Annotated in this window: 13 protein-coding genes; 10 read left to right on the plus strand and 3 right to left on the minus strand. The window is 33.0% G+C overall.

Translation table 11 applies throughout. The annotated features are described in order from the left end of the window. Positions 1-21 precede the first annotated feature (21 nt). The 4 genes from M9C82_02740 to M9C82_02755 all read left to right on the plus strand — a co-directional run bounded on the left by M9C82_02740 (position 22) and on the right by M9C82_02755 (position 6,195). Entirely contained in the window at positions 22-291 is a 270-nt protein-coding gene (locus tag M9C82_02740; GenBank protein ID URQ74059.1) for a hypothetical protein, read from the plus strand. A 36-nt stretch (positions 292-327) separates the two neighbouring features. Beyond that, on the plus strand, positions 328-2,391 hold the full coding sequence (locus tag M9C82_02745) for a TonB-dependent receptor (protein ID URQ74060.1): 2,064 nt from the start codon (positions 328-330) through the stop codon (positions 2,389-2,391). A gap of 63 nt (positions 2,392-2,454) precedes the next feature. Further along, entirely contained in the window at positions 2,455-5,271 is a 2,817-nt protein-coding gene (locus tag M9C82_02750; protein URQ74061.1) for a TonB-dependent receptor, read from the plus strand. A 3-nt stretch (positions 5,272-5,274) separates the two neighbouring features. Beyond that, positions 5,275-6,195 carry a glucokinase gene (locus M9C82_02755; GenBank protein ID URQ74062.1) on the plus strand — a complete coding sequence of 307 codons (921 nt, stop codon included), beginning with the start codon at positions 5,275-5,277 and terminating at the stop codon, positions 6,193-6,195. On the opposite strand, the gene M9C82_02760 is transcribed toward M9C82_02755, so the two are convergent. Together M9C82_02760 and gloB are read right to left on the minus strand one after the other, a co-directional pair. Continuing rightward, complete coding sequence (locus tag M9C82_02760; protein URQ74063.1) at positions 6,173-7,579, minus strand: LysM peptidoglycan-binding domain-containing protein; 1,407 nt, start codon at positions 7,577-7,579, stop codon at positions 6,173-6,175. The genes M9C82_02755 and M9C82_02760 overlap by 23 nt on opposite strands. Further along, a complete protein-coding gene (gloB, locus tag M9C82_02765; protein URQ74118.1) occupies positions 7,579-8,343 on the minus strand; it encodes a hydroxyacylglutathione hydrolase in 765 nt (254 codons plus the stop codon). Before gloB ends, M9C82_02760 begins: the two co-directional genes overlap by 1 nt. Positions 8,344-8,390: 47 nt before the next feature. On the opposite strand from gloB, the gene rnhA reads away from it, so the two are divergent. Genes rnhA through M9C82_02790 form a run of 5 tightly spaced genes read left to right on the plus strand, consistent with a single transcriptional unit; the run spans position 8,391 to position 12,359 of the window. After that, positions 8,391-8,822 carry a ribonuclease HI gene (rnhA, locus tag M9C82_02770; protein URQ74064.1) on the plus strand — a complete coding sequence of 144 codons (432 nt, stop codon included), beginning with the start codon at positions 8,391-8,393 and terminating at the stop codon, positions 8,820-8,822. Position 8,823: 1 nt separating this feature from the next. Beyond that, on the plus strand, positions 8,824-9,495 hold the full coding sequence (gene dnaQ, locus M9C82_02775; protein URQ74065.1) for a DNA polymerase III subunit epsilon: 672 nt from the start codon (positions 8,824-8,826) through the stop codon (positions 9,493-9,495). Beyond that, positions 9,479-10,852 carry a glutamate--tRNA ligase gene (gene gltX, locus M9C82_02780; GenBank protein ID URQ74066.1) on the plus strand — a complete coding sequence of 458 codons (1,374 nt, stop codon included), beginning with the start codon at positions 9,479-9,481 and terminating at the stop codon, positions 10,850-10,852. The genes dnaQ and gltX overlap by 17 nt, the downstream gene beginning before the upstream one ends. After that, positions 10,816-12,177 carry a beta-lactamase family protein gene (locus tag M9C82_02785; protein URQ74067.1) on the plus strand — a complete coding sequence of 454 codons (1,362 nt, stop codon included), beginning with the start codon at positions 10,816-10,818 and terminating at the stop codon, positions 12,175-12,177. Before gltX ends, M9C82_02785 begins: the two co-directional genes overlap by 37 nt. Next, positions 12,174-12,359 carry a Trm112 family protein gene (locus M9C82_02790; protein URQ74068.1) on the plus strand — a complete coding sequence of 62 codons (186 nt, stop codon included), beginning with the start codon at positions 12,174-12,176 and terminating at the stop codon, positions 12,357-12,359. The genes M9C82_02785 and M9C82_02790 overlap by 4 nt, the downstream gene beginning before the upstream one ends. Here M9C82_02790 and M9C82_02795 read toward each other — a convergent pair. Next, positions 12,356-13,645, minus strand: a complete 1,290-nt coding sequence (locus M9C82_02795; protein URQ74069.1) for an MBL fold metallo-hydrolase — start codon at positions 13,643-13,645, stop codon at positions 12,356-12,358. The genes M9C82_02790 and M9C82_02795 overlap by 4 nt on opposite strands. 69 nt (positions 13,646-13,714) lie before the next feature. Here M9C82_02795 and M9C82_02800 point away from each other — a divergent pair, with 69 nt between their 5' ends. Next, on the plus strand, positions 13,715-14,845 hold the full coding sequence (locus tag M9C82_02800; protein ID URQ74070.1) for a CoA transferase: 1,131 nt from the start codon (positions 13,715-13,717) through the stop codon (positions 14,843-14,845). Positions 14,846-14,847 lie beyond the last annotated feature (2 nt).

Consider the following 14,847-nt stretch of genomic DNA (forward strand, 5'->3'; position numbering starts at 1 on the left):
GTTAAGTATAATCTCACGTTTATGAAATATAGCCATTTTCTGTTTCTTTCTTTATTCGCTCTTTTAAGCTTATCGAGTCATGGATTTGAGCACGAGCATGAGCAAGACTTTCATGAAGGAGAATCTGAGCAACATTGCATTTCTTGTCATCTTCTTGAATTTTCTATTGAAACTCATAAATTAGATGCAAATTTTATTTCTACACAAAGTTTTTATTTCTTTTCAAAAAAAGAAAATCTAAATAATTTTAAAATACAAAATTCAGATGTAAGAGCTCCACCAATTAGTTAAAACTTTTTTTTTAACTAATTAAAAACAGGAGTTTTTATGAAATTTATATATATTTTTTTTACAGCTTTATTGGCTGTATCAAACTTCTTGCTCGCACAAGAAGATACTGAAGAACTTATTGTTACTTCAGCTTTTATTGAAGGCGATGCATCTTCAATTAATAATCCAATTCATGTGGTTGGATACGCAGAAGTTTCTAAAAGAGGCATCTCAAATCTAGGTGAGTCAATTGACTCATTATTAGGTGTGTCTAACCAAGATTTTGGTGCTTCCGTAGGGCAACCGATTATTCGAGGAATGGCTGGAAATCGAGTTAAGGTTTTAAACAATGGCTTGGTTGTAAGAGACGTTGCTTACATGGGTGCAGATCACCCAATCGAAATAGATCTTAATGCAATTGAACAAATTGAGATTGTAAAAGGACCATCTTCAATTCTTTATTCAAACGGAGCAATTGGCGGAATTGTCAACGTTGTGGATAAAACGATTGCAAAAGAAGATATTTTAGAAACGTCTATTAACGTTGGATTTGAATCTCAATCAGTTAATGACGGCGATAGCTATAATATTAACCTTTCAAGTAATGTTTCAGGATTCAATATTTTCCTGTCACATTTAGACAAAAATCTTGATAACTTTGATATACCGGATCATGCAATAATCCATGAGGAAGAGGAAGGACATGAAGGAGAAGAGGAAGAAGAAAAAACTTTCTTATCTAATTCTGATTCCAAATTAGCTGCAAGCAGAGCTGGAATATCTAGAACAGGAGATTGGGGGTATTACGGCATTTCTTTTATAAATTCTGATCAACTCAATGGCGTTCCATTTCATGGCGAAGAACATGGAGAAGAGGAAGGTGGAGAACACAAAGAAGAAAGAATTTTTGCGACAACTAATTCAAGTGTAATAAATATTGAGGGTGAACAACTTCTCGATGGCCCTATCAAAGGCATTACTTATTTTGTTCGTGAAACTGATTCTGTTCTAACTGAACAACATGCCGAAGAAGAAGGTCATCACGAAGAAGAGGAAGGACATGAAGAGGAAGGTCCAACCACCTTCACAAATAATGCAGAAGAGGTTCAATTTATATTCGATATTTCAAATGAAATTGGCGAACAAAAAGTTGTATTTAATCATGCTGATCAGGAATCATCTGTAATTGGTTCTGAAGCTTTTATGCAACCTACTGATAGTACCGAAACTACAATTGGTTATTATTTAGGTACTTCCTTAAATGAAATTGATGTAGATTTCGGTATAAGGTTTGATGAGATCAACAGAAAAGGTTCTATCAAACCAGCTACTGGGAATGCTGTTGCACATGACCTTGATTTTGATGGATTGAGCTATTCTGCCTCTTTTGGCACTAGTTTCGCAGATAATGTATCTGCAGTGTTGGGACTTTCAGCAGTTGAGCGAGCGCCTTCGCCAACTGAATTATTCATGAATGGTAAACATTTAGTTATTCAAAGATACGAGATAGGTAGTGTTGCTCTAGAGACAGAAGAATCACAAAATATTGACCTTCAATTCAATTTTGACTTTGACGGCTTTGAGATTTCAGCATTATTTTTCAAAAATGATATTGATAACTATATCTATCTTCTTGATACTGCCATTAAAAAAGAGAAAGTGTTGATTGCGAATCACTCTCAACGTGATGCAGAATTTGAAGGATATGAGTTAAGTATTGGTTCTTCTTTTGATTTATATCAAGGTGAGCTAGCAGTATCTTTAGGAACAGATTCTGTTGAAGGAAAATTCACAGATGGAACGTTTATTCCAAGAATAACTCCTTCTAGGTTTATATATTCATTTGAATATGCTCAAGACGATTTACTTATTGATATATCTTTAACCGACGTAGATTCACAATCTGACGTTGCTTCAGGAGAATCTGTAACCAATGGTTTTGAGTTACTGGATTTGTCAGTATCTAAGAGCTTTGATCTTTACGGCGAAGAAGATCTTACTTTGGGAATATTCGGAACCAATTTACTTGATGAAATAGCGAGAAACCATAATTCGTATGTTAAAAATGAAGTCCCATTGGCTGGAAGAAGTATTGGTTTGAGATTTAATCTTAGTCTTTAAGTAGATATCGAATATCATCTTCAAAACATATAGAATGGAGGAGTTTTTAACTCCTTCATTCGTATGTCAAAGATAAATTATTTATTCTTAATTTTATTTTTCTCTTCCCTAATTTTTTCTCAAGAAAATTTAGGTTTAGAAGAGATAACTGTAACTGGGAGTTTAATAAAATCTAATAATTTAGAAACCGCTAATCCAAGATACTCAATTACTAAAGAGGATTTGGATAAAAGTGGAACTTTTAGATTAGAAGACTATTTATCGAAGCTACCCCAGATAGCACCAGGCAATTCCGCACTGCAGTCTGGCTTTTCTACTGGAACTGCGTCAGTGAGTTTAAGATCTTTAGGCGGAGATAGAACCTTACTATTAATTGATGGAAAACGTCTTTCTCCAGGAACTCCCTTTGATGGTCATGCGGAAGCCGATATAAATCAAATTCCTGATGCATTAGTTAAAAGAATTGATGTTGTAACTGGTGGAAAATCAACCATTTATGGATCTGATGCAATTGGTGGAGTTATAAACTTCATTTTGGATAGATCTTTTGAAGGGATAAAAGTTGATTTTCAAGGAGGCTTTTACAATCATAAAAATAATAATACTTATTTACGAGATATCCATTCAGCAAAACCTTATGATCTTGCTCCAAAAAACATAAGAGATGGCGATCAAGGCAATCTATCAGTGGTCATAGGAAATAAAATTTTTCAAGACACCCATTTCACGACCTACATAAATTACAGAAAAGTAGACCCAATCAGATGGTCACAGAGAGATATAAGCAATTGCGCACTGTCTGCCAATTCAGTTTGTAGAGGTTCAAGCGCTAGTAAGGAAGGCTTATTCAAAATAGGAGCTTCGACTTTTTATTATGTTGATGACACAGATTTTATTGCAGGAAGGAAAACTTACAATTTTGCTTCTTATAATTTTCTTCAAAGGCCAGATAATAAATTGAGCACGGGCTTTTTATTGGATCATAAAATTAATAAAAACCATCAATTGAAGAGTAGTTTTTTTCACGTAACCGATAAAACCACCGCGCAAATAGATTACTCACTCCTATTCCGTCAATCTGTATCTATTCCTTGTTCCCATCCTTTTTTGTCTGCACAACAAGTAGAAAAGCTTTGCTCAGATTTTGGTCTTATATCCAGTGATTCACAAACGGTTACTTTAAGCCGAAGAAATTTTGAAGGTTTACCAAGACAACAAGAATTTAATCTTCAAAATAATCGCTTTATCCTTGAATTGGAAGGCAAAACATTTGCAAATTGGGAATATCAGTTCTTTCTGCAAAGATCCATAACAGACCTTGAGTATATTTATTTTAATGACATATCGAAATCTAAAACTGCAAATGCGTTAAATATTACTGGTTCAGCTTTAAATCCAATCTGTGTTTCTAATGATCCTGGTTGTGTTCCTTGGAATATATTTATTAATAATGGAAACCAAATTGTAAATAATCCTGCTTTAGGGATTACACAAGATGCTTTGAATTATATAAATTTGAATCTATCGATAACGGGTTCAAGCAGTGAATCTCAACAGGTTTTATTTTTTTCAAAGAAACTTAATTTAGAGAATTCTTTAATTTTTAATCCTTCGATAGTGATTGGTTTAGAAAAAAGAAAGATTTCATTACTTAAAAATCCTGACGAGAACTTCGAAGGAAATGATGGAGCTGGTCAACAGGTTGAGCAACATCAACTTTCTGGAACGATCAAAGTTGACGATTATTTTATTGAAGGTTTAGTGCCATTTAAAAACTCGACCAAACTATCGGCTAGCTATAGATTTTCTGATTACTCGCTTTCTCAAAAATCTGAAGCTTTCGATGTTGGTATAAATTATAAAATAAATGAATTAATTTCCTTAAAAGCTTCAATACAAAAAGCCATTAGAGTTGCAGACATTCATGAATTATTCGAAGAAACTCATGCAAAATACGTAGCTCTTAGTTCTGATCCTTGTTCTGGATCCAATCCAGAAAGATCTCTATCTGAATGTTCAAGAACTGGCGTAACATCTTCACTGTATGGTTTGATTGAAGCTCCAGCTAGTTCAATTGCTACAACTACAGGAGGAAATAAAAATTTACTTCCAGAAGAAGCAATTACCTCGAGCTTTGGGTTTGTTTTTAATGGTCTTATAAATTTTGTCGAAATTGATTTCTACAATATAGATTTGGATGATCAAATAGACACCTCAGATGCTGATACTGTCCTAACTAAATGTTTGGAAACAGGTGCGTCAAAATGGTGTTCACTTATTACTAGAAACCCTTCAACTGGAACTTTTCATGAAGGTTCTGGAAAAATTAATACGCCTCTCTTAAATTTTGTTTCAAATGAGACTTCAGGATTAGATTTTTTATATAAACGTAGTTTTGATACTTCAGTAGGCCAAGTCAATGTTTCAAACTTTTCTAATTTTTTATTTAAAAGAAGAATTCATCAAGCTTCAAGCGATTTTGCCACAGATTGTCGAGGAAAATATGAAAATATCTGCGGTCTCCCTTCACCTAAATTCCAAAACATCTTAACCATTGATATAGAAAGTGAGTGGCAAAATATGCCTCTTAGTACTTCCTTTAAATTTAGATATTTGGGTTCAGTTAAAGACGTAAATTTAGATAAATCTAACACTTCATATAATGAGAATGTTCCTTTCAAAAGTTTCACTTATTTCGACATCTCTCTAAATACTACTTTTGAAAACATAGACTTAAGATTTGGTGTAAATAATTTATTTGATATCGATCCTCCAGTAAATGGACAAATAGGTTATGTTCCAGGAAACGGAAATATTTATCCTTCTTTTTATGATTCCTTGGGAAGATTTATTTTCTTCAGATTATCTACTGAATTGTAATTAATGGAAAAAGTTTTTTTATTAGACATAGGTGGGACTAATGTCAGATATGCTTTGGCAGAAAAGGGTAAGACTTCAATTGAAAAAATATTTAAAAAAAATATAGGTAGCGAAAGTCTAGACAAATTATTGGAAGATCTTTTGACAACAGAAAGAGGAAAAGTCTTAAACATAGTTATTTCTGCGGCTGGTCCAAAATTAGACGGAATTATTAAAATGACTAACAGATCTTACAAAATAGATCCTAATGAAATAAAAGAAAAATTTAGTCTGAAAGAATGTCATCTGCTGAACGATTGGGAATCAATCGCATATGGACATGCTTATCTTAATCAAAAAGATTGCATTAATTTAATAAACAAAGAAGTAAGTTCATATAATAAAAATTCTTTATATTTTGGCCCAGGCACGGGATTGGGTGTATCAATTTTGTTAGACGATCAAATTGTAATCTCTTCTGAATATGGCAACACAAACATAGGTGTTGAAGAATTAATTGGGGAGGATTTATCCAAGTTCCATCATTTTAAATCCATCGAAGATACTCTCTCCGGAAAAGCAATTTCAAAAATTTATGAAATTAAGACAAGAAAAAATTTAAGTGCAGAAGAAATTTTTTCGCGAGCTAAAAATGATGATCTAGTAGCAAAAGAAATCATACAAGATTTTATTGAGAGATTAGCGATAATTCTATCTGATCTGACTTTGTCCTTTCTTCCAGGAAGAGGTATTTATTTAGCTGGAAACCTCACAAGAAGTTTGAAAGATTTTATTAACACCAAAACTTTTGAGGAGAAATTTCTTTCAAATAAAGCTGGCCCTCACTTAGAAATATTAAGAAATACTCCTATAAACATAATAACGAAAGAGCATTCACCGTTATATGGGAATTTAAATTATTTTAATTTATCTCAGAAAGATTAAGTTTAATTATATCTCCTGGATAAATAAGACTTTCGTCTTCAATATCATTCCATTTTAGAATCCAATCTTTAGTTATCCCAAAACGCAAAGATATCTTATTAATAGTGTCGCCAGTTTTTACTGGATATGAAATATTATTTCTATTTATTTTTGGAGCAGGTCTGGGTTTTAAATATTTAGGATAAATTAAAATTTTAGTTCCCGTGAGGAGAAAATTACTTGGATTGAGATCGTTCCAAATAGATAAGTCTCTAATAGTCACTTCGAATTTCTTTGCTATTGACCAAAGACTATCTCCTCCCTGAACATAGTATATATCGGGCCTATTTAAATAATCTTTTATCCAGCTTGGACCTCTTGGAACAATTAATTCTTCTGATTCATAGATCGTGTCATCTTTCAGTCCATTTATTTCTTTGAGCAGTTCAAAATCAATCAGATAGCTCTCTGCAATCGAGGTCAAAGTATCGCCGCTAGAAACTAAATATTTATCCCATTGAACTAATTCGTTGGGATCAATATCTTCAAGAATGATTTGAAATCTGTCTGCAATTCCAACTGGCAACAAAATATGAAAAGGACCATTAGGGTCAGTAGCCCATTGATTAAATCCAGGATTTAATTCATAAATTAACTCAAGTTTAACTCCTGAAAGATTAGAAACTTGCATCAAATCTACTTGAGAGGGTAATTCTATGACACTAAAATAAGGGCGATTGGCTAGATAAGGCAGCTCAATATTATATTTTTCGGGCTCGCGAATAACTTCTACTATTGCAAGTATTTTTGGAACATAAGCTTTGGTCTCTCGGGGAAGATTTAATGACCAAAAATCTGTAGGTAATCCATTAGATTTATTTTTTTCAATTTCTCTTCTTATTCTAGATGGCCCAGCGTTGTAAGCTGCAATTGCTATTAACCAGTCATCATATTTTTCATACAAACTTGTTAGAAAAGTATAGGCGGCCTCTGTTGAAGCAAGGATGTCTCTCCTGCCGTCATACCACCAATTTTTTTTTAAGCCATTTTCTTTTGCTGTGCTTGGTATAAACTGCCAAATTCCAGATGCTCCTGTTGAAGATTGAGCATACGGATCAAATTGACTTTCTACAAATGGAATTAAACTTAATTCTACGGGCAATCCTTTTTTTAAAGCCTCCTTGACTGTGTAATACAAATACCTTTGCCCATTCTTTGAAAGACGGTTTATGAGGTATTGATGACCATCATATTTGTCAGCAGCACTAATTATCTCACTTCTAGTTGAATCAAATTCTAGGTTGCTGTTTCTTCTAATTTCATCCCACAAGGAATTTAGATCTCTTGTATTTTGAGTAAAAGCTAGAGACGAATAAATTAATAAAACAGCGATAAAAGATTTCATTAGAAATTATCTTTCCATTCTCGGATTGTTTTCAAAGTTTCAATTTCATTGGAGATAGAGATTGATGCATGTTTGCTAGCGTTAAAAATAATATTCTTTGAATTTAATCTAAGAAAAGGATTAATTTGTAATTCTTTTTTAATTGAAGAAGGTAGAGTTATTTTATCTTGCTCCCTAAGATTTTTTACCTTTAAAGAATAATCTTTTAAGTAATCATTTTGATCATCAACAACAAGAGCAAAATCTAAATTGTTTTCGGTGTATTCATGAGTACAAAATACGAGCGTTTCGGGATGAAGATTTTTTAGTTTATTCAATGATTCATGCATTTGATCTGGAGTTCCTTCAAAAAGTCTACCGCAACCTCCAGAGAATAAGGTATCTCCGCAAAAAAGAAGTTTTTGATTTGAGTCGGAATAGTAAGCAATATGATCAAGAGTATGTCCAGGTACTTCAAATATTTTAAAACTTTCTCCCAAAATGGTTATGCAATCATTTTCAACCAACTCATTTGTAATTCCCTCAATATGTCCTCCCTTAGGACCATAAACAGGAACTTCAAATCTATCTACTAACGTTTTAATTCCTCCAGTGTGGTCAAAATGGTGATGAGTAATTAAAATTCCTTCTAGATTAAAGTTATTGTTTTCTATAAAGTCTATAACCGGATTTGGATCACCAGGATCTACTACATAAATTGATTCTTTACTAACTAAAGCCCAGATATAATTATCAGTGAATGCTTTTAGTGGATGAACTTCGATCATACTTAATTTTATCATTAGGAAGTAATTTTGGTTAAGACTTTAAAATGAAAATAATTAGAATATATACTGATGGCGCTTGTAGAGGAAACCCAGGTCCTGGAGGGTGGGGAGCTTTAATTTTAAAGGACAATGAAGAGATTAAATTAAATGGCGGTCAAAACGTAACCACTAATAATCAAATGGAACTTACTGCTGTTATAAAAGCTTTAGATTTTTTTTCTGAATCTACGGAAATAGAAATTTTTACTGACTCAAAATACGTTATGGACGGAATTACAGAATACATAAAAAAATGGAAAGTAAATGGATGGAAAACTGCATCAAAGAAACCAGTTAAAAATTCAGATTTATGGAAACAATTAGATGTTTTAAATGCTCAGCATTCAATAAGATGGAATTGGGTAAAGGGGCATAGTGGTCTTAGAGAAAATGATATTGCAGATGAATTGGCAAATTTGGGAATAGACAACCTTTGAGATGAAACAAATTATTCTAGATACTGAAACGACGGGTTTGGATTACAAATCCGGTCACAAACTTATTGAAATAGCCTGCGTTGAAATTGAAAACAGAAAATTTACCGGGAATGAATTTCATTCATATCTTAATCCTGAGAGATCTATAGATCCTGGAGCGGTTAAAATTCATGGTCTCTCAAGAGATTTTTTATCAGACAAACCAAGATTTTCTGAAATTTATAATGAGTTATTTGATTTCATTAAAGACTCTGAACTATTAATCCATAATGCAGAATTTGATTTGGGATTTTTAAATAATGAATTGCAACAAATCAACGTAAACCAAAAAATCGAAGATCATGTAGAAAAAGTAATAGATACTTTATTAATGGCAAGGCAAATGCATCCTGGACAAAGAAATAGTCTTGACGTTTTAACAGACAGATACAATATACAAGGATATGACAGAAGCTATCATGGTGCATTAATTGATTCAAAAATTCTTGGTGAAGTTTATCTTTCTATGACCGGTGGTCAAACCGATTTAAATCTCCCATCAGGCATTACCAAAAAGACGATAAATGAAACTAAAGTGTCTCAATCGTCGTCTTTGATTAAAATAAGTGCTTCAGCTGAAGAAAATTTAGCTCATCAAAATTACTTAAAATCTATTCATGAAGACAATAACTAGGTTTGCTCCAAGCCCAACAGGACATTTACACATCGGAGGCGCTCGAACCGCATTATTTGCCTGGCTGCAAGCAAAGACCTCGGACGGTAAATTCCTTTTGAGATTTGAAGACACTGACCAAGAAAGATCTAGCAAGGAATTTGTGACTTCTATTAATGCCAGTTTGGCTTGGCTAGGGATAGAACCTGATGAACCTCCGATTTTTCAAAGTAAAAATTTAAAAAAACATAAAAAAATTGCATTTGAATTACTCGAATCTGGAAATGCTTATTCTTGTGATTGTTCTCAAGAACGACTTGAAGAAGTAAGGAAAGCACAAATTGAAAAAAAATTAAAACCCAAATACGATGGTTTGAATAGAGACAAAAACTTGTCTCATGAAGAGGGTAATGTCATTAGGTTCAAAATGCCCCAAACTGGCACGACATCATTTCAAGACGAAATCTTGGGCAATATTTCTGTTGAAAATAAAGAATTAGATGATTTTATAATTTTAAGATCAGATGCCTCACCGACATATAATTTTTGTGCCGCTATAGATGACAAAGAAATGAACATATCAACGGTCATTCGTGGCGATGATCATATTACTAATACCCTGAAACAAATAAACATTCTCAATGCTCTTGATTCTACTATTCCAAATTATGCTCATTTACCAATGGTTCTTTCTTCTGATGGAAAGAGATTGTCAAAAAGAGAAGGGGCTGTTGATATAAACGAATATCGAAAATTAGGTTATTTAAAAGAAGCGATGATAAATTATTTAATGAAATTAGGCTGGTCTCACAATAGCAAAGAAATTTTTACACAAAAGGAATTAATTAAAAATTTTAAAATATCGGATGTCAATTCTTCTGCAGCTAAATTTTCTCAGGAATTATTAGATTTTTATAATAATCATTATTTGAAGGAGTATAAAATTAATGCTTTATACGAGTACATAGACAATAATTTTTCGTTACCAGATAAATTTGTAAAAAATCCCAAAAAGTTAGAGATCATTAGTTTGTTAAGAGAGAGCGCAAATAATATTCTGCAAATTATTGACAGTTTATCCATTTTTTATTCAGAGCCAAATTTTAACAGAGAATTAATATCTCAAATAAAAATTGATCCAGATTTGCTTTTAAAATTTAAAAAAGAACTTAATGAAGTAAATTTTAACGATAAACTTCTTATCGGTGTTTTCATTGATAATTTTCTCAACGAAAATAATCTTAAATTCCCTACATTAGGCAAACCATTACGATTAATATTGACCGGTAAATCTCAAGCCCCCTCTATAACTGACTTACTTTTTTTAATTGGTAAAGATAATTGTTTAGCCCGTATAGAAAATTTTTTAAGTATCTAACACTCTTTCTTTCGTTATCGTTTTTAAGTTGTGGAGGAGGCGGAGGAAATGTTGCTTCTGAAAGTAGAAACATTCAACTGCAATCTACCGCACAGCAGTCATATAGTTATTCTTGGGAAACCGCCTTACCCGAGACGGTTGGCCTATCAGCATCAGCGGTTCAAAACGCATTAGACTACGCAACATTTGATGGACTCTATACTCAATCCGCCATAATTGTAAAAGATGAAAAAATAGTTGGTGAAAAATATAGATCAATATCAGAATTGGAGAAATATAATTTAATCTCAGCCCATCCTTCACTGACAAAATCTTTTCTAGAGGCAAAATTAGGGTCACAAGACTCAGATTCCTTAGTAAATAGTTGGTCAGTAGGTAAATCTTTTACGAGTATTCTTTTCGGTATTGCAGAATCAAAAGGACTTTTATCCATCAATTCAAATGCATCTGATTACATTAATGAATGGATAGGCGACGAGAGAAAAAATATAACAATTAAGAACCTACTTGACATGAGATCTGGACTCCACCAAGGATGTTTCAATGCTTCTGAACCTGACGAGATTGGAAATTGTGCAGATTTACCAGCATCTTCAAGTATAGGAGGTGGAAATATAGCTAGGGCAACAAATCAACTCATAGGTTGTATTAATCAAACTTTCAATGTTCCATTACATGGTCAATATAATCCCTTAGATCAAAATTCTTATTCCCTTTATTCAAATTGTGACACTATGATATTAGGAGAGATTTTTTATCGTGCTACTAGCCAAAACATCAAAGATTTTGCCCAAACACACCTTTTTTCAAAATTAGATATTACCGTTTATTGGTGGAAAGATAATTCAATCGGTGGACAAAATAATGGGAATTACTTAACTTATTGTTGCATTGATATGACGGCCAGAGATTTTCTAAAAATAGGTCAACTACTTTTAAACGATGGATTATGGAACGGCGAGAGAATATTATCATCTGCTTACGTGCAACAAATAAAGGATTTAACGACCTATGGACTAAAATTCTGGCACACACCAGAAGCAACATTTTCTTCTCCAAATCCGTCATTCAATAAATTGATCTTTGCTGCGGGTTTTGATGGTCAATATGTGTTTATAGATTTTGAAAATAAAATTTTAATTTCAAGAAATAGCTTATACTATCCATCACTAGATTTATCCGAGGAAAGAAAAATGTCCGCTGGAACTTTAGGATCAACAAATTTTACAGTAACCGCTCCAACAATCATTACAACTAATGGCGAAACTAGACTTACACAAGTTTTTAGCCCTACACAAATGATTAATTTTCTTTATACGCAATGATTGATAAAAAATTATTAAATATCCTAGTTTGTCCGGAATCAAAAACTGGGTTAATTTTAATTGGAAATGAATTGATTTCTATAGAAAGCAAACTGGCATATCCAATAAAAGATGGAATTCCTATTTTATTAAAAAAAGAAGCTAGAAAAGTTTCCTCGGAGGAAATAGACAAAATCAATTAATCTAATTCTGCCAAGTCTCTTTTTAGTTTATCGCTGGCCAAGCTTGCGTGGTTAAGAATATTTCTTGCCATTGATGATTCTTGTTTTTCAGAAAATCTTTTAAATATTATTTTTCTAGCTTCATGTACTTTTATACTTTTCATATCTGCGTAAAAAGCTGATTCTATTAGATGTGCTGCTAACTCATGTTTTCCATCGTTACTACATTCTAAAGCCTTTGAGATAATCGGATCGATGCCTCCAGATAATTCTTTCCAAATTATAGCTTCTTCGCTTCTTGGTGAGGGTAGAAGTCTGTCATATTCTCCATCCCACCATCCACCATACCTTCTCCAAACCATTCTTATGAGAAATTGAGGATCGTCATAAACCGGTCTCAACCAAGCATGTTTCATTAAACTATCAGAAAATTTAACTTCATGAAGTATTTCATTAAGTCTTTTGCCTTTATTCATGAAAGCGAGAGTTTGATCTTCAATTGACCTGAGAAACTCAGAAGTTGTAGTCAAGGCAATTTCTATTCTTTCCTTACCAAATATTGGAAAGCCATGCCCGGGAAGAAGAATCTCTGACTCTAACTCATTCATTTGATCTAATGCATCAGCCCAGTCAGAAATATATCTTTGAACTTTTTGAGGATTTCCTCCATTGGGTACAGCCCAAATAAATAAATCACCAGGAGCTAAAATTTTTGCTTCTGGAATATGCACCCAAGTATGATCATCTGTCTCACCTCTAGCGTGGAATAAATTGAAAGTAAAATTACCTTGCTTAAATGACATCTCAGTTTCATAAGTTTCGTCAGGATATCTATACGATGAAGGCCAGGAAAAATTTTCTGAATCAATTGCAAACTGTCTCCTATTTATTGCCGTGTTCCAACCTTGTGTTTTTATATATCTATCGAAGTGTTTTGGAGTTAAAGAATGTGAATAAACTTTTGGAAGTGGTAAGTTTTTTTCTTTGCACTCCTCATCAAATTTTTGAACAGCAAAAACATGATCGACGTGATGATGGCTGAATATTGCTTTTTTAAGATAATCGTTTGGCCTCCATTTTTTTATTTCTTGATAACCCGTTTCGATATCTAGTTGACTGCCTGCATCAAGCATAACTAATCCATCGCCAGTATCTATCGCATAAAAACCTCCAATTCCTTTTATACCAAGTACGAAAGAATTTATTTCTGTAGATCCTTCATAAAAAGTATGAACTGGATGATGTTTAAATTTTGTATCTAATAATCCTTTCCAGGCTAATTCAGATAATTCCCTTAAATCGTTCAAATCAAAACCCCCATTGTATAAACTGTTAAGACCAAGTATCTTTTATTATAAGTCAAAAGGGAGGGATTAATGGATAACCAACTACCGTTAGAAGGAATAAAAGTATTAGAAATTTCTACAATAATTACAGCCTCACTTGCCACAATGATGATGGCAGATCAGGGGGCTGAAGTTATTAAAATTGAACAGACTGGTATCGGTGATCCTATGAGATATTTAGGCACTCAAAAAGGAGGAATTTCAGCATTATTTGCCAATTGTAATAGGGGCAAGAAATCTATCGATTTAGATTTAAAGGTCGATGAGGATCTAACTGTCGCAAAAAAACTAATATCTAAAGCTGATGTCTTAATTAATAATTTTCGTCCAGGAATAATGGATAAAATAGGATTAAGTGAATGTGATTGTAAAAAATTAAATAAAAAATTAATTTATGTTTCAATAAATGGCTTTGGAAATCAGGGTCCTTATTCAAAGGCGCCAGCTTATGATCACGTCGTCCAGGCAATGTCTGGAGCTACCGACATTCAATCTGACTTAGAGAAACCTCAATACATTAAAACTCTTCTATGTGACAAAATCACTGCTTATACTGTCACTCAATCTATATTGTCAGCGCTGTTTAAAAGAGAAAGAACAGGAGTAGCTGATCGAATAGATTTATCTATGATTGATTCAGCTGTATTTTTCTTATGGCCAGATGGAATGATGAATCACACTTTATTGGATGATGATGTAGAAATCCTTGCCCCTTTAACGAAATCTTATAATCTTTATAAGTGTAAAGATGGTTACATATCAATTGCTGCTCTGTCCGATGCGCAATGGTTTGGAATCTTTAGAGCCTTAGACGAACCTAACTTAACCGAGGATGAAAAATTTAATACCGCAACGGCGAGAAGTGAGAATTTAGTAGAACTAATGAGTTTGCTATCAAAATTTGAAAATCTTTCAACTACAGAGGCTTTAAAAAGATTAAGAAAAGAAGATGTGCCTTGTGCAGAAACTACTACTTTAAAAGAGTTAATGGAACATCCTCAACTTCAAGCTAATGAGTTATTTAAAACTATCGAAAGTGATCACCAAGGCAAGGTAAGAGCCTTAAGATATCCGGCAAAATTCAACGATCAAGAACTAAAAAATCATAGTCCAGCGCCAAAATTGGGTGAGCACAAAGACGAAATATTAAAGAGTATTTGAAA

The organism is SAR86 cluster bacterium, assembly GCA_023703675.1.
Lineage (GTDB): Bacteria > Pseudomonadota > Gammaproteobacteria > Magnimaribacterales > AG-339-G14 > AG-339-G14.

Excerpts from the sequence above, each read along its gene's own strand:
- M9C82_02745 (URQ74060.1), top strand. The coding sequence starts at position 328 with ATGAAATTTATATATATTTTTTTTACAGCTTTATTGGCTGTATCAAAC.
- dnaQ (URQ74065.1), top strand. The coding sequence starts at position 8,824 with ATGAAACAAATTATTCTAGATACTGAAACGACGGGTTTGGATTACAAA.
- M9C82_02740 (URQ74059.1), top strand. The coding sequence starts at position 22 with ATGAAATATAGCCATTTTCTGTTTCTTTCTTTATTCGCTCTTTTAAGC.
- M9C82_02755 (URQ74062.1), top strand. The coding sequence starts at position 5,275 with ATGGAAAAAGTTTTTTTATTAGACATAGGTGGGACTAATGTCAGATAT.
- M9C82_02760 (URQ74063.1), bottom strand. The coding sequence starts at position 7,579 with ATGAAATCTTTTATCGCTGTTTTATTAATTTATTCGTCTCTAGCTTTT.
- M9C82_02790 (URQ74068.1), top strand. The coding sequence starts at position 12,174 with ATGATTGATAAAAAATTATTAAATATCCTAGTTTGTCCGGAATCAAAA.
- M9C82_02750 (URQ74061.1), top strand. The coding sequence starts at position 2,455 with ATGTCAAAGATAAATTATTTATTCTTAATTTTATTTTTCTCTTCCCTA.
- gltX (URQ74066.1), top strand. The coding sequence starts at position 9,479 with ATGAAGACAATAACTAGGTTTGCTCCAAGCCCAACAGGACATTTACAC.
- rnhA (URQ74064.1), top strand. The coding sequence starts at position 8,391 with ATGAAAATAATTAGAATATATACTGATGGCGCTTGTAGAGGAAACCCA.
- M9C82_02800 (URQ74070.1), top strand. The coding sequence starts at position 13,715 with ATGGATAACCAACTACCGTTAGAAGGAATAAAAGTATTAGAAATTTCT.